Genomic DNA, 17,409 nt, shown 5'->3' with positions numbered 1-17,409 from the left:
CACAGTGGCACGTAAAACACCTATCAACCGCTACCGTAACATCGGTATTTGTGCACACGTTGATGCAGGTAAAACGACGACGACTGAGCGTGTTCTTTTTTATACTGGTCTATCTCATAAAATTGGTGAGGTGCACGATGGTGCAGCTACCATGGATTGGATGGAACAGGAGCAAGAACGCGGTATTACCATAACTTCAGCAGCAACAACTTGTTTCTGGAGTGGTATGAGTCAGCAATTTGACCAACACCGTATTAATATTATTGATACACCTGGACACGTGGACTTCACCATTGAGGTTGAGCGTTCATTGCGTGTTTTGGATGGTGCAGTCGTTGTGCTCTGTGGTTCCTCTGGTGTTCAGCCACAAACTGAAACTGTCTGGCGTCAAGCGAATAAATATGAAGTGCCGCGTATGGTGTTCGTCAATAAGATGGACCGTACTGGCGCGAACTTTTATTCGGTGGTCGAACAGTTGAAGGATCGCTTAAACGCAAACGCTGTCCCAATTCAAATCAACATTGGCACTGAGGAAGATTTCCGCGGTGTTGTTGACTTGGTATTGATGAAAGCAGTTATGTGGAATGAAGAAGATCAAGGCATGACTTTCTCTTTGGAAGACATTCCTGCGGATCTTGTTGATGACGCAAACGAATGGCGTGAGCAAATGGTTGAGGCGGCAGCAGAGGCCGACGAAGAATTAATGGATAAGTATCTTGAAGAAGGTGACTTATCTGTTGAAGACATTAAGCGTGGTTTGCGCATTCGCACGTTAGCCAATGAAGTTGTATTGGTAACCTGTGGTTCTGCCTTTAAAAACAAAGGTGTGCAAGCTGTTCTTGATGCGGTAGTTGAATACATGCCTTCACCGCTTGAAGTTAAAGCGATTGAAGGTACGCTCGAAGATGGTGAAACCGTTGTAACTCGAACTGCTGACGATGAGGCTCCGTTCTCTGCATTGGCGTTTAAAATTGCAACAGACCCATTTGTGGGTACATTAACGTTCATTCGTGTGTACTCAGGAACTTTGAAGTCTGGTGATGCTGTATACAACTCTGTTAAGCAGAAGCGTGAGCGCATTGGTCGCATGGTTCAAATGCACGCAAATAATCGTGAAGAGATCAAAGAAGTGTTGGCGGGTGATATAGCCGCAACCGTTGGTATGAAGTTTGTTACCACCGGCGATACGCTTTGTGACATGAAAGATATTGTTGTGCTTGAGCGAATGGAATTTCCTGAGCCTGTTATTTCTGTTGCGGTTGAGCCTAGGTCTCAAGCGGATCAAGAAAAAATGGGTGTTGCGTTGGGTAAACTGGCGCAAGAAGATCCGTCTTTCCGTGTTGAAACACATGAAGAGACAGGTCAAACTATTATCTCAGGTATGGGTGAATTACACCTTGATATACTTGTCGACCGTATGCGTCGTGAGTTCAAGGTTGAGGCGAACATTGGTAAGCCGCAAGTATCCTACCGAGAAAAAATTCGCAAAGAAGTGGAGATTAATCACAAATTTGCGCGTCAATCTGGTGGTCGTGGTCAATACGGTCACGTCGTGATGAAGTTAATCCCAACTGATAAAGAAGGGCTTGAGTTTGTCAACGAGATTGTTGGGGGTGCGATTCCAAAAGAATACATCCCTGCAATAGAGAAGGGCATTTCAGAGCAAATGAAAAACGGTGTGGTCGCAGGCTATCCATTGTTGGGTGCTAAGGTCGTATTGTTTGATGGTTCTTACCATGATGTTGACTCTAACGAAATGGCCTTTAAAATTGCTGCTTCTCAAGGTTTGAGAAAAGGCGCATTGGATGCAGATCCTTGTGTCCTTGAGCCGATAATGAAAGTGGAAGTTGTAACTCCTGAGGAGTACATGGGTGACGTGATGGGTGACTTGAATCGTCGTCGTGGGCTTGTTCAGGGGATGGACGATTCCCCGTCAGGGAAGATAATCCGTGCTGAAGTGCCTCTCGGGGAGATGTTCGGTTATGCAACTGACGTGCGTAGTTTGTCGCAAGGGCGTGCAAGTTATGCAATGGAGTTTGAGAAATACGCTGAAGCACCGGCTAGTGTGGCAGACGCGATCATCAAAAATGAAGATTAATCATCATACTTACTAATTCTTAAGGTGTATGTATCATGGCAAAGAGTAAATTTGAACGTAATAAACCGCACGTTAACGTTGGCACAATCGGTCACGTTGACCATGGTAAAACAACACTTACAGCTGCGCTAACTCGCGTATGTGCTGAAGTATACGGCGGTGAAGCTGTAGCATTTGACGGTATCGATAATGCTCCTGAAGAGCGCGAGCGTGGTATCACTATCGCTACTTCTCACGTAGAATACGATTCTCCAGATCGTCACTATGCACACGTAGATTGTCCTGGACACGCCGATTATGTTAAAAACATGATCACTGGTGCTGCTCAAATGGATGGCGCGATCCTAGTATGTGGCGCAACTGACGGCCCAATGCCTCAGACTCGTGAGCACATCCTTCTTTCTCGTCAAGTAGGTGTACCTTACATCGTAGTATTCCTAAACAAAGCTGACCTTTTGGCTGAAGACTGTGGCGGTGCGGATTCTGAAGAATACGCTGAAATGCTAGAGTTGGTTGAAATGGAATTGCGTGACCTTCTTTCTGAATACGACTTCCCAGGTGATGACACTCCAATCATCCCAGGTTCTGCTCTAATGGCATTGAACGGCGAAGATGACAACGAAATGGGTACAACTGCTGTTAAGAACCTAGTAGAGACACTAGATTCTTACATCCCAGAGCCAGAGCGTGCAATCGATGGTGCATTCATCATGCCTATCGAGGACGTATTCTCTATCCAGGGTCGTGGTACAGTAGTAACTGGTCGTGTTGAACGTGGTATCGTTAAAGTTGGTGAAGAAGTTGAAATCGTTGGTATCAAAGATACTACGAAAACAACTTGTACTGGCGTTGAGATGTTCCGTAAGCTTCTAGACGAAGGTCGTGCTGGTGAGAACTGTGGTGTTCTTCTGCGTGGTACTAAGCGTGAAGACGTTCAGCGTGGTCAAGTATTGGCTAAGCCTGGCTCTATCAACCCTCATACTGAATTCGAAGCAGAAGTATATGTTTTGGGTAAAGATGAAGGTGGTCGTCACACTCCTTTCTTTAAAGGTTACCGTCCTCAGTTCTACTTCCGTACAACTGACGTAACTGGTGCTTGTGAGCTTCCTGAAGGTGTTGAAATGGTAATGCCTGGTGACAACGTTCAAATGTCTGTTACCTTGATTCACCCAATCGCGATGGACGAAGGTCTACGTTTCGCGATCCGTGAAGGTGGCCGTACTGTTGGTGCTGGTGTTGTAGCTAAAGTACTAAAATAATCCTTTAATCGATATGTAATATCGAAGTTAAGTGATTCAAAAAAAGGCTGCTCGTTCATCGAGTGGCCTTTTTTATTTTAAGCTCCATTCTTTTTAAAGTTGGTTACTTGACAACCAGTTTGTGAATGGCTAATATTCGCCGTCCTTAAAAAAGGATTGTGGCCTAATAAATGTACAATTAGGTCATTTAAAAACTGTATTTGGAGTTGGAAATGCAAAGCCAAAAAATCCGTATTCGTCTGAAAGCATTTGATCACCGTCTGATTGATGCTTCAACACAAGAAATTGTGGACACAGCGAAACGCACAGGTGCGCAAGTACGTGGACCGATTCCGCTTCCTACTCGCAAAGAACGTTACACAGTATTGGTTTCTCCACACGTAAACAAAGATGCGCGTGATCAGTATGAAATCCGTACACACAAACGTGTTCTAGACATCGTTGAGCCAACAGAAAAAACTGTTGATGCTCTAATGAAGCTAGACCTTGCGGCAGGCGTGGAAGTACAAATTTCTTTAGGTTAATCCCTAAAGTTTGGGGTGCGAGAACCGGCTGGTTATCAGTCGGCTTATGCACTAAATAGTGGAACGATCTGGAATGGTCGGCCGTAGCGGGTGATAGCCCCATACACAACTGGCAAATGAGGTAAAAAATGACTATTCAATTAGTCGGACGCAAAGCCGGAATGACACGTGTCTTCAATGAAGAGGGTGTATCCGTGCCAGTAACCGTTATCGAGGTAGAACCGAACCGCGTTACTCAGGTGAAAACTGCAGAAACTGATGGCTATCAAGCTGTTCAAGTAACTGTTGGTACTCGCCGTTCGAGCCGTGTCAACAAGGCTGCTGCTGGGCATTATGCAAAAGCAAGCGTTGAAGCGGGTCGTGGTTTATGGGAGTTCCGCCTGTCAGGTGACGAGAAAGAAATCAATGTTGGTGATGAACTAACTGTAGCTGATTTCGAATCGATCCAAATGGTTGACGTAACTGGTCAATCTAAAGGTAAAGGCTTTCAAGGTGCCATCAAGCGTCATAATTTCTCTATGCAAGACGCAACACATGGTAACTCATTGTCTCACCGTGCTCCTGGTTCCATCGGTCAATGTCAAACACCTGGTCGTGTTTGGAAAGGCAAAAAGATGGCTGGTCACATGGGCGCAGCACAAGTCACTACACAATCACTTGAAGTGGTTCGCGTAGATGCAGAACGTAACCTTATCCTTGTGAAAGGTGCGGTTCCTGGCGCTGTGAACGGTGATGTTATTCTTCAATCAGCTGTTAAAGCTCGCTAAGAGGGGTAGACAATGAACTTGAATCTTACAGGTACGGAAGGAACAGTAGAAGTTTCTGAAGTAGCCTTTGCCCGTGAATACAACGAAGCACTAGTACACCAAGTAGTTACATCTTACTTGGCTGGCGCTCGTCAAGGTTCACGCGCTCAGAAAACTCGCTCTGAAGTAGCCGGTGGTGGACGTAAACCTTGGAAACAAAAAGGTTCTGGTCGCGCACGTGCAGGTACTATCCGTAGCCCAATTTGGCGCTCTGGTGGTGTTACTTTCGCTGCAAAACCACAGGATCACTCTCAGAAAGTAAACAAGAAAATGTACCGTGCAGCAATGCGCACCATCTGGTCTGAACTTGTACGTCAAGACCGTCTTGTTGTTGTTGAAGATCTGAAGTTAGAAGCTCCAAAAACTAAGCTCTTCAAAGCAAAAATGGCAGAATTGAATGTTGAGAACGCTTTGATTGTTTCCCACGAGTTGGATGACAATCTTTTCCTAGCGGCTCGCAACATACCAAACGTAGATGTGCGTGATGCAGCGTCTATCGACCCTGTTAGCTTGATTGCTTACGACAAAGTGTTGGTGACAGTTGGTGCTCTGAAACAAGTTGAGGAGGCACTAGCATGATCGGCGAACGCATTTATAAAGTTCTGTTGGGTCCACATATCTCTGAAAAAGCAACGATCGTAGCCGAAGGCAATGGTCAGTACGTTTTTCGAGTGACTGGTGATGCAACGAAACCAGAAATCAAACAAGCTATCGAAGCGCTGTTTGAAGTCAAAGTTGAGTCTGTTCGTACGTTGAACCATAAAGGTAAGACAAAACGTACAGTTCGTGGTCTAGGCAAACGTAGCGACGTGAAAAAAGCGTATGTTCGTTTAGCTGAAGGTCAAGACATTGATTTCATGGTCGCTGAATAAGGGGAGATAGGTCAATGGCTGTTGTAAAAAGTAAGCCAACGTCTGCAGGCCGTCGTCACGTTGTTAGTGTTGTTAACAACGACTTGCATAAGGGTGCACCTTACGCTCCTTTGCTTTCTAAAAAGAGCAAGTCGGGTGGACGTAACAACAACGGACGCATCACTACGCGTCACGTAGGTGGTGGTCATAAGCAGCATTACCGTATGATTGATTTTCGTCGTAACAAAGACGGAATTCCTGCGGTAGTTGAGCGTTTGGAATATGATCCAAACCGTTCTGCAAACATAGCATTGGTTAAATATGCTGATGGTGAGCGTCGTTACATTATCGCTTCCAAAGGTATGGTAGCTGGTTCTGTAGTTTCCAGTGGTGCAGATGCGCCTATTAAAGCTGGTAATACTTTGCCTCTGCAAAATATTCCAGTGGGTAGTGTTGTTCACTGTATCGAGCTTAAGCCAGGTAAAGGTGCACAAGTTGCACGTTCAGCCGGTGCTTCTGCTCAGCTAGTTGCTCGTGAAGGTCGCTACGTTACGCTTCGCCTACGTTCAGGTGAAATGCGTAAAGTGTTGACTGAATGTCGCGCTACTTTGGGTGAAGTTTCTAACTCCGAGCATAGCTTGCGAGTTCTGGGTAAAGCTGGTGCTAGTCGCTGGCGTGGTATTCGTCCAACCGTCCGCGGTGCAGCGATGAACCCAGTTGATCACCCGCATGGTGGTGGTGAAGGACGTAGCTCTGGTGGTCGTCATCCAGTATCTCCATGGGGTGTGCCTACTAAAGGTTACAAAACGCGCAGCAACAAGCGTACTGATAAACTTATTGTACGTCGCCGTACTAAGTAATAAGAGGAAACGACTGTGCCACGTTCACTAAAAAAAGGTCCTTTTATCGACCTTCATTTGTTGAAAAAGGTAGAGGCTGCGGTAGAGAAAAAAGATCGACGTCCAATTAAGACTTGGTCACGCCGTTCAACTATCTTCCCTGATTTTGTAGGGTTGACTATCGCTGTCCATAATGGTCGCCAGCATGTTCCAGTTCTTGTAACTGAAGACATGGTCGGTCATAAATTGGGTGAGTTCGCTCCGACCCGTACATATCGTGGTCATGCTGCGGACAAGAAAGCCAAACGGTAATTAGGAGTATTAATATGAGTGAAGTAAGCGCTTCATTAAAAGGTGCTCGCCTCTCAGCGCAGAAGGCCCGTTTGGTTGTAGATCAAATCCGCGGCAAATCTGTTAGCGAAGCACTGAACATTCTAACGTTCAGTCCTAAGAAGGCGGCAGTAATTGTCAAGAAAGTACTAGAGTCTGCTGTAGCTAACGCTGAGCACAACGAAGGTGCTGATATAGATGACTTGCGTGTTTCTACGGCGTATGTTGATGAGGCTATGACTCTGAAACGTATTATGCCACGTGCTAAAGGCCGTGCTGACCGTATTCTAAAACGCGGTTGCCATATAACAGTTAAAGTCGCTGACTAATTAGGAGAAACCCAATGGGTCAGAAGGTTCATCCAACTGGTATACGCCTAGGGATAGTTAAAGATCATACTTCTACTTGGTATGCGAATAATCAAAACTACTCTAAGCTGCTATTAAATGATCTTCAGGTTCGTGAGTACTTGGAGAAAAAATTGGTTCAGGCTTCTGTTTCTCGTATCGAGATTCAACGTCCTGCTCAAACAGCTCGTATTACAATTCACACTGCCCGTCCAGGCATCGTGATTGGTAAGAAAGGCGAAGATGTTGAGAAACTACGTAATGCAGTTTCTGAAATGATGGGCGTACCTGTCCACATTAACATCGAAGAAATTCGTAAGCCTGAAATGGATGCGAAATTGGTTGCGCAAAATATTGCAAGCCAATTAGAGCGTCGCGTTATGTTCCGTCGTGCAATGAAACGTGCAGTACAGAATGCTATGCGTGCAGGCGCGAAAGGTATCAAGGTTCAGGTTAGTGGTCGTTTAGGCGGTGCTGAAATCGCACGTGCTGAGTGGTATCGTGAAGGTCGTGTGCCTCTACATACACTACGCGCTGATATTGACTACTCTACTTATGAAGCAAACACAACTTACGGCATCATCGGTGTTAAAGTGTGGATCTTCAAAGGCGAAATCTTGGGCGGTATTGAACAAGTGCGTGCTGATAAAGGCGCACAAAAGAAGAAGTCTAAGTAGGGGGTAAGTCATGTTACAACCGAAACGTACTAAATTCCGTAAGATGCAAAAAGGCCGTAACCGCGGTCTTGCATTACGCGGTAATCAGGTTAGCTTTGGTGAATTCGGTTTAAAATCGACTGCTCGCGGTCGTATTACTGCTCGTCAAATTGAGGCGGCGCGTCGTGCAATGACTCGTCACATCAAACGTGGTGGTAAAATCTGGATTCGTGTATTCCCTGATAAGCCGATTACTCAGAAACCTCTTGAGGTTCGTCAGGGTAAAGGTAAGGGTAGCGTAGAATACTGGGTTGCACAGATTCAACCTGGCAAGATGCTTTATGAAGTTGAGGGCGTTTCAGAACAGCTAGCACGCGAAGCATTCGCGTTGGCTGCTGCTAAGCTTCCTCTGTCCACAACTTTCGTAACGCGTACGGTGATGTAGATGAAAGCAAAAGAAATGCAAGAAAAGTCTGTAGCTGAGCTACAAGCGACCTTGATCGAACTACTGCGTGAGCAATTTACTCTGCGTATGCAGAAAGCCACTGGTCAGTTAGCGCAAACACATTTGCTCTCACAGGTTCGCCGCAATATCGCACGTGTTAAAACCGTGCTAAACGATAAGGCAGGTAACTAAGATGGCAGAAACAAAAGCGCGTACAGCTACTGGTAAAGTAGTTAGCGACAAGATGGATAAAACCATCACGGTACTTGTTGAACGTACTGAAAAACACCCTTTATACGGTAAGTTTATTCGTCGTTCTACAAAACTACACGCTCACGATGAGAACAATGAGTGTCAGATCGGTGATACCGTTAAGGTCGTAGAAACACGTCCTTACTCTAAGTCTAAGACTTGGAATCTGGTTCAAGTTGTTAACAAAGCGGCAGCTGTTTAAGCTGCCCCTTCGTGAGACTTGTTATCTAATTTGATTGGAGAGCAGTAATGATTCAAACAGAATCGATGCTTGATGTTGCAGATAACAGCGGCGCAAAGCGTGTTCAGTGTATTAAAGTACTGGGTGGCTCACATCGTCGTTATGCTGCTATCGGTGACATTATTAAGGTCACAGTGAAAGAAGCGATCCCTCGTGGTCGTGTTAAAAAAGGGCAAGTTCTTAACGCAGTTGTCGTTAGAACTAAGAAAGGTGTTCGTCGTCCAGATGGCTCTGTAATCCGTTTTGATGTAAACTCTGCGGTATTATTGAATGCGTCAGGACAGCCACTTGGTACTCGTATCTTTGGCCCTGTAACACGTGAATTGCGTACAGAGCAATTCATGAAAATTGTTTCTCTTGCACCAGAAGTGCTGTAAGAGGGAGAGGGGACATTATGCGTAAAATCAAACGTAACGACGAAGTTATCGTGATTGCTGGTAAAGATAAAGGCAAACGCGGTAAAGTGGTTAAGGTAGTAGACGATAGTCGAGTTCTTGTTTCTGGTGTTAACACCGTTAAGAAACATGAAAAACCAAACCCTATGAAGGGTTCAACTGGCGGCATCGTTGAACAAGAAGCACCTATCCAAATTTCTAATGTAGCTATCTATAACGATGCTACTGGCAAAGCGGATCGCGTCGGCTTTAAATTGAATGAAGACGGTACGAAAGTACGTATCTTTAAATCAAACAGTGAAGCGATCGACGCCTAAGAGCGAGAATTATAGCCATGGCGAGACTTAAGCAAGTTTATAAAGATCAAGTTGTATCAACTCTTACTGAAGAGTTTGCATACAAAAACGTGATGGAAGTGCCTAAAATCACTAAAATCACATTGAACATGGGTGTTGGTGAAGCAATCGCAGACAAGAAACTTCTTGAGCATGCGGTTAACGATCTTCAAGCACTTAGCGGCCAAAAAGTTGTAGTGACTAAGGCGCGTAAATCAGTAGCAGGCTTTAAAATCCGTGACGGTTACCCGATCGGTTGTAAAGTAACTCTACGTGGTGAGCGTATGTGGGATTTCTTCGACCGTTTGGTTGATGTAGCTATTCCACGTATCCGTGACTTCCGTGGACTTAATCCTAAGTCTTTCGACGGTCGTGGTAACTACAGCATGGGTGTTAAAGAGCAGATCATCTTCCCAGAAATCGACTACGATAAAGTAGATCGTGTACGTGGTATGGATATTACCATTACAACGACTGCTCGTACCGACGAAGAAGGTCGTGCTTTGCTAGCCGCCTTTAGTTTCCCTTTCAAGAAATAAGAGGTAGGAATCATGGCAAAGATCTCAATGATTCAGCGCGAAGCAAAACGCACCAAATTAGTAGCAAAGTTCGCTGAAAAGCGTGCTGCTCTAAAAGCGATCATTAGCGACGTTAATGCATCGGACGATGAAAAGTGGGAAGCAACCTTGAAACTTCAAGCGCTTCCACGCGATTCATCTTCTTCTCGCCAACGTAACCGTTGTCAAGTTACAGGTCGTCCACACGGTGTTTACCGTCGTTTCGGCTTGTCTCGTATCAAACTGCGTGAAGCAGCGATGCGCGGTGACGTACCAGGCTTGAAGAAAGCTAGTTGGTAAGCAAGTAGAGCACGATCATAATACATTGCAGTGGGTGGGGTGTCTAAAAGCTGGACATTCTGCTCGCTGCTGTGTACTATGCGCGAGCTCTATTTGCTGCACAATGGTTTTTTCAATTAGGAGCTCTTAAATGAGTATGCAAGATACCCTTGCGGATATGTTCACACGTATTCGTAATGCACAGATGGCCGCTAAGACCACTGTGAGCATGCCTTCATCAAAAATGAAAGCATCAGTCGCATCTGTACTACAAGAAGAAGGTTACGTAGGTAACTTCTCTGTAGACGAAGCGATCAAACCGACACTTACTATCGAGTTGAAATACTACGAAGGTAAGCCGGTTATCGAAGAAATTAAACGCGCATCTCGCCCAAGTTTGCGTCAATACAAAGGCACAACTGATCTACCTAAAGTAGAAGCAGGCCTTGGTGTTGCAATCATCTCTACCTCTAAAGGTGTGATGACAGACCGTGCAGCTCGTGCTGCTGGTATTGGTGGCGAAGTAATCTGCACTGTATTCTAGGAGTTAGTATGTCTCGAGTTGCTAATAGTCCCGTGACGCTTCCTAGTGGTGTAGATTTGACTCTTAAAGGCCAAAATGTTGTTGTAAAAGGCGGCAAAGGTTCTTTAGAGTTTAATGTTCACACAAGCGTTGTTGTGTCTAAAGAAGAAAACGTTATCACTTTCGCTGCGCGCGATGGTGCAAAACAAAGCCGTGCCTTAGCTGGTACAACTCGCGCTTTGGTTAACAACATGGTTGTTGGTGTAAGCCAAGGTTTTGAGAAAAAATTGCTTCTTCAAGGTGTAGGTTACCGTGCTGCCGTTAAAGGTAAAGTACTTAACCTGTCTCTGGGTTTCTCTCACCCAGTTGACTACGAACTTCCTGAAGGCATTACAGCTGAATGTACTTCTCAAACAGAAATCGTGATCAAGGGTGTTGATAAACAAGCCGTTGGTCAGGTAGCTGCAGAAGTTCGCGGTTTCCGTCCACCTGAGCCATATAAAGGCAAAGGTGTTCGCTATGCAGACGAAATCGTTCGTCGTAAAGAAGCTAAGAAGAAGTAGGTAAGCATTCATGAACACTAAAAAACAATCTCGAATTCGTCGTGCACGCCGTGCGCGCTTGCATATTCGTGAGTTAGGTGCGAATCGTCTTACTGTACATCGCACACCACGCCATATGTATGCTCAAGTGATTTCTCCATGTGGTAGTAAAGTTCTAGCGAGCGCTTCTACTCTTGAAGAAGCTCTACGTGCTAAAGCGACTGGTAACAAAGCAGCGGCTCAAGAAGTCGGTACTTTGATTGCTACACGCGCTAAAGAAGCAGGTGTCACTTCGGTCGCTTTTGACCGTTCTGGCTTCAAATACCACGGTCGCGTTCAAGTACTTGCTGACGCTGCACGTGAAGCCGGTCTAGAGTTTTAAGGGGTAGCAAATGGCAGTTAATGATCAACAAACTAGCGACCTCCAAGAGAAGCTAGTTCAAGTAAACCGCGTTGCTAAAGTTGTAAAGGGTGGTCGTATCTTCTCTTTCACAGCTTTAACAGTTGTCGGAGATGGTAATGGTAAGGTTGGCTTCGGTCGTGGTAAAGCACGCGAAGTTCCTCAAGCGATTCAAAAAGCTATGGAACAAGCTCGCCGTAACCTAGTGTCTGTTAAGCTTGACGGCGATACTCTTCAGTATCCTGTTAAAGCAACACATGGCGCTTCTAAAGTTTACATGCAGCCTGCGTCACAAGGTACTGGCGTTATCGCCGGTGGTGCAATGCGTGCGGTTCTTGAAATCGCTGGCGTTCACAACGTATTGGCAAAATGTTACGGCTCTACAAACCCAGTAAACGTAGTTCGCGCTACGATCAAAGGTTTGCAGGATATGAAAGCACCTGAGCAAATCGCAGCAAAACGCGGTAAGTCAGTCGATCAAATTTTGGGGTAATGTGTCATGGCTAACAAAACCATCACAGTTCAACTAACCCGCAGCCCGATCGGTCGTCTTCCAAAGCACCGTGAAACTGTTAAAGGCTTGGGTTTAAGTAAGATTGGCCAAACTCGTCAGTTGGAAGATACTCCATCTGTTCGTGGTATGGTTAATAAAGTTTATTACATGGTAAAAGTGGTAGGAGAATAACATGTTCTTAAATACACTTCGTCCTGGCGAAGGTAGCAAACATGCTCCTAAACGTGTTGGTCGCGGCATTGGTAGCGGCTTGGGCAAAACCGGCGGACGAGGCCATAAAGGTCTTAAATCTCGCTCAGGTGGCTCAGTAAAACCTGGTTTTGAAGGTGGTCAAATGCCTTTGCAGAAACGTCTGCCAAAATTTGGTTTTACTTCACGTCAGGCAAAGTATGTTGCTGAAGTTCGTTTGAACGAACTTGCTGCTGTAAATGCTGAAGTTGTAGATTTGGCTGCCCTTAAGAGCGCCGATATCCTTGGTCATCAAATTAAAACTGCACGTGTAATCTTGTCTGGCTCTATCGACAAAGCTGTTACTGTTCGCGGTCTTAAAGTGACTAAAGGTGCTCGTGCCGCTATTGAAGCAGCTGGCGGAAAAGTCGAGGAATAGATGGCAAAGCGTGACTCACTACCCGCTGGGATGCAAGGTGGATTAAGCGAGCTTTGGGCTCGTATCCGCTTCGTTTTCTTAGCAATTATTGTATACCGAATCGGTGCACACATCCCTGTGCCAGGAATTAATCCTGATAGGCTGTCAGCACTGTTTGATCAAAATGAAGGCACAATTCTGAGTTTATTTAACGTATTCTCAGGGGGCGCACTCGAGCGTATGAGTATTTTTGCGCTCGGTATTCTGCCTTACATTTCTGCTTCAATTATTATGCAGTTATTGACGGTTGTGAGTCCGCAGCTAGAGCAACTTAAGAAAGAGGGTGAGGCGGGTCGTCGCAAGATTACTCAATACACTCGTTACGGTACGGTGCTACTTGCGCTTGTCCAGTCTGCTAGTATGGCAGTTGGTTTGGCAAGTCAAGGTATCTCCTTTAGCAGTGGTCTAGAATTCTACGCAGTTGCGGTAGTTACTCTGGTTGCTGGTACTGTTTTCTTGATGTGGTTAGGTGAACAAGTTACAGAGAAAGGTATTGGTAATGGTATTTCCATTCTTATCTTTGCTGGTATTGTTGCAGGCCTTCCATCTGCTCTAGGTCAATCTTTTGAGTCGGCTCGTCAAGGCGATATTAATATTCTTGCTTTGTTGTTAATTGGTATCATAGCCATTGCCACTGTCGCATTCGTTGTTTTCATCGAACGTGGTCAGCGTCGCATTACTGTGAACTATGCTAAGCGCCAACAAGGCAAAAAAGTGTTTGCCGCACAGAAGAGTCATTTGCCACTTAAAGTGAATATGGCGGGTGTTATTCCACCTATCTTTGCTTCAAGTATCCTTTTGTTCCCAGCGTCGATCGGCCAATGGTTTGGTCAAGGCGAAGGAATGGAATGGTTGCAGAATATCTCTTTGGCTCTTGCTCCAGGGCAACCTCTCTATGTGCTGTTATTTGCGATAGCAATTGTATTCTTTTGCTTCTTCTATACAGCGCTAGTGTTTAACCCTAAAGATGTGGCAGATAACTTGAAAAAGTCCGGTGCTTTTTTACCGGGTATTCGTCCAGGCGATCATACAGCTCGATATATTGATGGTGTAATGACCCGTTTGACATTGTTTGGTGCTTTATACATCACTCTAGTGTCGCTGATGCCTCAGTTCTTTGTTGTTGCGTGGAATGTTCCATTCTACTTTGGCGGTACTTCTATGTTAATCGTAGTAGTGGTTGTCATGGACTTTATGTCGCAAGTTCAAAGTCATCTGATGAGCCAGCAATACGAGTCATTAATGAAGAAATCTAATCTGACTGGTTATGGTCCAAATGGCCTAATGCGTTAAGCATAGGTTGGAGTTGAACATGAAAGTACGTGCATCTGTAAAGAAAATCTGTCGTAACTGTAAAATCGTTCGTCGTAACGGTGCAGTTCGAGTAATTTGTAAAACTGAGCCTAGACATAAACAGCGTCAAGGCTAATTAGCAAGTTTGCTCAATGATAGGATAGGGTGGTTGATTTATAGTCTAAATGTAGGCATAATCAGCCGCCCTAATTATGTAAAGTGATGATTAATTCATCCATAACAACGGAGTAAAGTGAATGGCTCGTATAGCCGGTGTCAATATTCCTGACAATAAACATGCGGTCATTTCTCTGACTTACATCTTCGGAATCGGTCGCACTCGTTCACGCGCAATTTGTGCTGCAACTAGTGTTGCTGAAACTGCGAAAATCGGTTCATTAAGTGATGAAATCCTTGATGAACTTCGTGGTGAAGTTGCTAAGTATACTGTAGAGGGTGATCTTCGCCGTGAAGTCAGTATGTCTATCAAACGTTTGATGGACTTAGGCTGTAATCGCGGTATTCGTCACCGCCGCAGCCTACCAGTTCGTGGTCAACGTACCAAAACGAACGCTCGTACACGAAAAGGCCCTCGTAAGCCAATTCGTAAGTAATTTAAACGCGTTTCGCTCTAGCTACCTAAGTTAGCTAGAGCTGAGCATTAAATAGGAAAAGTGCAATATGGCTAAGCCAGCTACGCGCAATACCAAGAAAAAAGTCAAAAAGACGGTTGTCGACGGTGTTGCTCATGTACACGCGTCATTTAACAACACTATTGTGACTATCACCGATCGCCAAGGCAACGCATTGTCTTGGGCTACTGCCGGTGGTTCTGGTTTTCGCGGTTCTCGTAAAAGTACTCCTTTCGCAGCTCAAGTAGCAGCGGAACGTGCCGGTGCTGTCGCACAAGAGTTCGGCCTTAAAAACGTTGACGTAATGATCAAGGGCCCAGGTCCAGGTCGTGAGTCCGCAGTTCGTGCATTGAATGCATTGGGCTTGCGTATCAATAACATCACAGATGTGACGCCAATCCCGCACAACGGTTGCCGTCCACCTAAGAAACGTCGCGTTTAATTGAGGAGACAGATACATGGCTCGTTATATAGGTCCAACTTGTAAGTTGTCTCGTCGTGAAGGTACCGACTTGCAATTGAAGAGCGGTTCACGCGCTCTTGAGTCGAAATGTAAAGCAGAAACAGTTCCTGGTGTGCACGGTGCACGTCGCGGTCGTCTTTCTGATTACGGCTTACAATTACGTGAGAAACAAAAAGTACGTCGTATGTACGGTGTTCTTGAAAAACAATTCCGTAACTACTACAAATCTGCAGCTCGTCTAAAGGGCGCAACTGGCGAAAACCTTTTGCAACTTTTGGAATCACGTTTAGATAACGTTGTTTACCGCGCAGGTTTTGGTTCTACACGTGCGGAAGCTCGTCAACTAGTTGGCCATAAAGGTATTCTAGTTAACGGTGCAACGGTTAACATCCCGTCTTACCAAGTTCAAGCTGGTGACGTTGTGTCTATCCGTGAAAAAGCTAAGAAGCAATTGCGTGTACAAAGCGCACTAGAGCTATCTAAAAATCGCGCACCGATCCATTGGATCGAAGTTGATTCAACTAAATTGGAAGCAACTTACAAAGCTGCTCCAGAACGTGCCGATTTATCAGCTGAAATTAATGAGAACCTAATTGTCGAACTTTACTCTAAGTAAGTCGGTAATTAGGATTAAGAAATAGGTGGATCTATGCAGCGTTCAGTGAGCGAATTGTTAACCCCACGCAACATTGAAGTTCAGGAATTAGGTAATACGCGAGCTAAAGTAACGCTACAACCACTAGAACGTGGTTTTGGTCATACTTTGGGTAATGCGTTGCGCCGTATTCTTTTGTCTTCAATGCCTGGTTGTGCAATTGTTGAAGTAGAAATCGACGGTGTATTGCACGAATACAGCGCAATTGAAGGGGTTAAAGAAGATGTAATTGAGATTCTTCTTAACCTAAAAGGAGTTGCGATCGCTCTACACGGGCAAGATGAAGCAACTCTTACTTTAAGTAAAAAGGGTCCTGGTGTTGTAACTGCTGGTGATATTCAGCTAGTTGCCGATGCAGAGATCGCTAACCCAGATCACGTTATTGCTCACTTAGATGATACTGCTGAATTAACGATGCAGATCAAAGTAGCTCGTGGTCGTGGTTATGAGCCTGCTGATGCTCGTGTTGCTGGCGACGATGAGACTCGTCCTATTGGCCGCCTGCAACTGGATGCCTCTTTTAGCCCTGTACGTCGTGTTGCTTACAGTGTCGATAATGCTCGTGTAGAGCAACGTACTGACTTGGACAAGCTTGTCTTAGACATCGAGTCCAATGGTACGATTGATCCAGAAGAAGCAATCCGTCGCGCAGCGACTATTCTTCAACAACAAATCGCAGTATTTGTCGCTCTTGAGAGCGAAAGCGAAGCACCTGTTGAAGAAGAAGAGGATGAAATCGATCCAATTTTGCTACGCCCGGTTGATGATCTTGAATTGACCGTTCGAAGTGCTAACTGTTTGAAAGCAGAAAATATTTATTACATCGGTGACTTGATTCAGCGTACCGAGGTTGAGCTTCTTAAGACGCCTAACCTAGGTAAGAAATCATTAACTGAAATTAAAGATGTTTTAGCACAGCGTGGTTTGTCTTTGGGAATGCGTTTAGAGAACTGGCCACCGGCTAGTTTGAAAGACGATAGCAAAGTACTAGCTCGCTAGGTCATTGTTTCCTGACCTCAGTAGTTTAGTAAGGAATGTATAATGCGTCATCGTAAGAGTGGACGTCACTTAAACCGTACTAGCTCGCATCGTAAAGCGATGTTCAAAAACATGGCTGCTTCTTTATTTGAGCACGAAGTTATTAAAACTACGTTGCCAAAAGCTAAAGAACTTCGTCGTGTTGCAGAGCCATTGATCACATTGGCGAAAATCGATTCTGTTGCGAATCGTCGCCTTGCCTTTGCTCGTACTCGTAGCAAAGATGCAGTAGGTAAATTGTTCTCTGAGCTTGGTCCTCGTTACCAAACTCGTCCTGGTGGTTATGTTCGCATTCTTAAATGTGGCTTCCGCACAGGTGACAACGCTCCTATGGCTTACGTTGAATTGGTCGATCGACCAGTTGCTGAAGCCGCTGAGTAATATCAGCAAGTAACAAAAAAGCCGAGCTTATAACAGCTCGGCTTTTTTTGTGCCTAAATTTTAGTGTTCGATTAATCTCTCATTTTTTATAAATTTGAGCAAAAAAAA

General features: G+C 45.1%; 30 protein-coding genes. All 30 read left to right on the top strand.

The genetic code is table 11. From position 1 onward, the window contains the following. Positions 1 to 4: 4 nt before the first annotated feature. The 30 genes from fusA (at position 5) to rplQ (ending at position 17,301) form a co-directional block, all read left to right on the top strand. Positions 5 to 2,098 (top strand): elongation factor G, encoded by a 2,094-nt coding sequence (fusA, locus tag ABJF92_RS05050; protein ID WP_446814741.1) that lies wholly within the window; start codon positions 5 to 7, stop codon positions 2,096 to 2,098. A 35-nt stretch (positions 2,099 to 2,133) separates the two neighbouring features. Continuing rightward, complete coding sequence (gene tuf, locus ABJF92_RS05045; protein ID WP_446814740.1) at positions 2,134 to 3,357, top strand: elongation factor Tu; 1,224 nt, start codon at positions 2,134 to 2,136, stop codon at positions 3,355 to 3,357. A 212-nt stretch (positions 3,358 to 3,569) separates the two neighbouring features. Further along, the gene (rpsJ, locus tag ABJF92_RS05040) at positions 3,570 to 3,881 is read left to right on the top strand and encodes a 30S ribosomal protein S10 (protein ID WP_067207662.1); all 312 of its coding nucleotides are present in this window, start codon (positions 3,570 to 3,572) and stop codon (positions 3,879 to 3,881) included. 128 nt (positions 3,882 to 4,009) lie between these two features. After that, a complete protein-coding gene (gene rplC, locus ABJF92_RS05035) occupies positions 4,010 to 4,648 on the top strand; it encodes a 50S ribosomal protein L3 (RefSeq protein WP_446814739.1) in 639 nt (212 codons plus the stop codon). A 12-nt stretch (positions 4,649 to 4,660) separates the two neighbouring features. Next, positions 4,661 to 5,266, top strand: coding sequence for a 50S ribosomal protein L4 (gene rplD, locus ABJF92_RS05030; RefSeq protein WP_445977681.1), 606 nt, complete (start codon positions 4,661 to 4,663; stop codon positions 5,264 to 5,266). Further along, complete coding sequence (gene rplW / locus ABJF92_RS05025; protein WP_446814738.1) at positions 5,263 to 5,559, top strand: 50S ribosomal protein L23; 297 nt, start codon at positions 5,263 to 5,265, stop codon at positions 5,557 to 5,559. The genes rplD and rplW overlap by 4 nt, the downstream gene beginning before the upstream one ends. 14 nt (positions 5,560 to 5,573) lie before the next feature. Next, positions 5,574 to 6,398, top strand: a complete 825-nt coding sequence (gene rplB / locus ABJF92_RS05020; RefSeq protein ID WP_446814737.1) for a 50S ribosomal protein L2 — start codon at positions 5,574 to 5,576, stop codon at positions 6,396 to 6,398. A 15-nt stretch (positions 6,399 to 6,413) separates the two neighbouring features. Then, the gene (gene rpsS / locus ABJF92_RS05015; protein WP_036163121.1) at positions 6,414 to 6,689 is read left to right on the top strand and encodes a 30S ribosomal protein S19; all 276 of its coding nucleotides are present in this window, start codon (positions 6,414 to 6,416) and stop codon (positions 6,687 to 6,689) included. A 14-nt stretch (positions 6,690 to 6,703) separates the two neighbouring features. Beyond that, positions 6,704 to 7,036, top strand: coding sequence for a 50S ribosomal protein L22 (gene rplV / locus ABJF92_RS05010; protein ID WP_067020136.1), 333 nt, complete (start codon positions 6,704 to 6,706; stop codon positions 7,034 to 7,036). Positions 7,037 to 7,050: 14 nt separating this feature from the next. Beyond that, positions 7,051 to 7,731 (top strand): 30S ribosomal protein S3, encoded by a 681-nt coding sequence (rpsC, locus tag ABJF92_RS05005; protein ID WP_445977679.1) that lies wholly within the window; start codon positions 7,051 to 7,053, stop codon positions 7,729 to 7,731. A gap of 10 nt (positions 7,732 to 7,741) precedes the next feature. Continuing rightward, positions 7,742 to 8,155, top strand: coding sequence for a 50S ribosomal protein L16 (gene rplP, locus ABJF92_RS05000; protein WP_013659455.1), 414 nt, complete (start codon positions 7,742 to 7,744; stop codon positions 8,153 to 8,155). After that, a complete protein-coding gene (gene rpmC / locus ABJF92_RS04995; RefSeq protein WP_012071928.1) occupies positions 8,156 to 8,347 on the top strand; it encodes a 50S ribosomal protein L29 in 192 nt (63 codons plus the stop codon). It begins immediately after the preceding gene. 1 nt (position 8,348) lies between these two features. Then, positions 8,349 to 8,609, top strand: a complete 261-nt coding sequence (gene rpsQ / locus ABJF92_RS04990; protein WP_446814736.1) for a 30S ribosomal protein S17 — start codon at positions 8,349 to 8,351, stop codon at positions 8,607 to 8,609. A 47-nt stretch (positions 8,610 to 8,656) separates the two neighbouring features. Then, positions 8,657 to 9,025, top strand: a complete 369-nt coding sequence (rplN, locus tag ABJF92_RS04985; RefSeq protein WP_445977677.1) for a 50S ribosomal protein L14 — start codon at positions 8,657 to 8,659, stop codon at positions 9,023 to 9,025. 17 nt (positions 9,026 to 9,042) lie between these two features. Further along, positions 9,043 to 9,360: a 50S ribosomal protein L24 gene (gene rplX / locus ABJF92_RS04980; protein ID WP_445977676.1), complete on the top strand. Its 318-nt coding sequence runs from the start codon at positions 9,043 to 9,045 to the stop codon at positions 9,358 to 9,360. A gap of 17 nt (positions 9,361 to 9,377) precedes the next feature. Beyond that, positions 9,378 to 9,917 carry a 50S ribosomal protein L5 gene (gene rplE / locus ABJF92_RS04975; protein ID WP_446814735.1) on the top strand — a complete coding sequence of 180 codons (540 nt, stop codon included), beginning with the start codon at positions 9,378 to 9,380 and terminating at the stop codon, positions 9,915 to 9,917. Between the two features lie 12 nt (positions 9,918 to 9,929). Continuing rightward, positions 9,930 to 10,235: a 30S ribosomal protein S14 gene (gene rpsN, locus ABJF92_RS04970; protein WP_226754447.1), complete on the top strand. Its 306-nt coding sequence runs from the start codon at positions 9,930 to 9,932 to the stop codon at positions 10,233 to 10,235. Positions 10,236 to 10,365: 130 nt separating this feature from the next. After that, positions 10,366 to 10,758: a 30S ribosomal protein S8 gene (gene rpsH, locus ABJF92_RS04965; protein ID WP_446814734.1), complete on the top strand. Its 393-nt coding sequence runs from the start codon at positions 10,366 to 10,368 to the stop codon at positions 10,756 to 10,758. Between the two features lie 8 nt (positions 10,759 to 10,766). Next, positions 10,767 to 11,300: a 50S ribosomal protein L6 gene (gene rplF / locus ABJF92_RS04960; RefSeq protein WP_446814733.1), complete on the top strand. Its 534-nt coding sequence runs from the start codon at positions 10,767 to 10,769 to the stop codon at positions 11,298 to 11,300. 10 nt (positions 11,301 to 11,310) lie between these two features. Then, positions 11,311 to 11,661 (top strand): 50S ribosomal protein L18, encoded by a 351-nt coding sequence (gene rplR, locus ABJF92_RS04955; RefSeq protein ID WP_445977672.1) that lies wholly within the window; start codon positions 11,311 to 11,313, stop codon positions 11,659 to 11,661. A 10-nt stretch (positions 11,662 to 11,671) separates the two neighbouring features. Next, positions 11,672 to 12,172, top strand: coding sequence for a 30S ribosomal protein S5 (gene rpsE / locus ABJF92_RS04950; RefSeq protein WP_446814732.1), 501 nt, complete (start codon positions 11,672 to 11,674; stop codon positions 12,170 to 12,172). 6 nt (positions 12,173 to 12,178) lie between these two features. After that, positions 12,179 to 12,364 (top strand): 50S ribosomal protein L30, encoded by a 186-nt coding sequence (gene rpmD / locus ABJF92_RS04945; RefSeq protein WP_446814731.1) that lies wholly within the window; start codon positions 12,179 to 12,181, stop codon positions 12,362 to 12,364. A gap of 1 nt (position 12,365) precedes the next feature. Then, positions 12,366 to 12,800 carry a 50S ribosomal protein L15 gene (gene rplO / locus ABJF92_RS04940; RefSeq protein ID WP_446814730.1) on the top strand — a complete coding sequence of 145 codons (435 nt, stop codon included), beginning with the start codon at positions 12,366 to 12,368 and terminating at the stop codon, positions 12,798 to 12,800. Continuing rightward, the gene (secY, locus tag ABJF92_RS04935; RefSeq protein ID WP_446814729.1) at positions 12,801 to 14,132 is read left to right on the top strand and encodes a preprotein translocase subunit SecY; all 1,332 of its coding nucleotides are present in this window, start codon (positions 12,801 to 12,803) and stop codon (positions 14,130 to 14,132) included. It abuts the gene before it with no gap. A 19-nt stretch (positions 14,133 to 14,151) separates the two neighbouring features. Continuing rightward, positions 14,152 to 14,268 (top strand): 50S ribosomal protein L36, encoded by a 117-nt coding sequence (gene rpmJ, locus ABJF92_RS04930; protein WP_347984854.1) that lies wholly within the window; start codon positions 14,152 to 14,154, stop codon positions 14,266 to 14,268. A gap of 121 nt (positions 14,269 to 14,389) precedes the next feature. Beyond that, a complete protein-coding gene (gene rpsM, locus ABJF92_RS04925) occupies positions 14,390 to 14,746 on the top strand; it encodes a 30S ribosomal protein S13 (RefSeq protein WP_446814728.1) in 357 nt (118 codons plus the stop codon). A gap of 67 nt (positions 14,747 to 14,813) precedes the next feature. Then, positions 14,814 to 15,206 (top strand): 30S ribosomal protein S11, encoded by a 393-nt coding sequence (rpsK, locus tag ABJF92_RS04920; RefSeq protein ID WP_009836290.1) that lies wholly within the window; start codon positions 14,814 to 14,816, stop codon positions 15,204 to 15,206. A 16-nt stretch (positions 15,207 to 15,222) separates the two neighbouring features. Next, entirely contained in the window at positions 15,223 to 15,843 is a 621-nt protein-coding gene (gene rpsD / locus ABJF92_RS04915) for a 30S ribosomal protein S4 (protein ID WP_446814727.1), read from the top strand. Between the two features lie 33 nt (positions 15,844 to 15,876). Next, positions 15,877 to 16,881, top strand: coding sequence for a DNA-directed RNA polymerase subunit alpha (locus ABJF92_RS04910; RefSeq protein ID WP_353666896.1), 1,005 nt, complete (start codon positions 15,877 to 15,879; stop codon positions 16,879 to 16,881). A 42-nt stretch (positions 16,882 to 16,923) separates the two neighbouring features. After that, positions 16,924 to 17,301 (top strand): 50S ribosomal protein L17, encoded by a 378-nt coding sequence (rplQ, locus tag ABJF92_RS04905; protein WP_446814726.1) that lies wholly within the window; start codon positions 16,924 to 16,926, stop codon positions 17,299 to 17,301. The last annotated feature ends 108 nt before the right edge of the window (positions 17,302 to 17,409 follow it).

Source organism: Marinomonas sp., assembly GCF_039940335.1.
GTDB lineage: Bacteria > Pseudomonadota > Gammaproteobacteria > Pseudomonadales > Marinomonadaceae > Marinomonas.
Note: the sequence above shows the minus strand (reverse complement) of the source record. Positions and strands in the feature narration are given on the sequence as shown.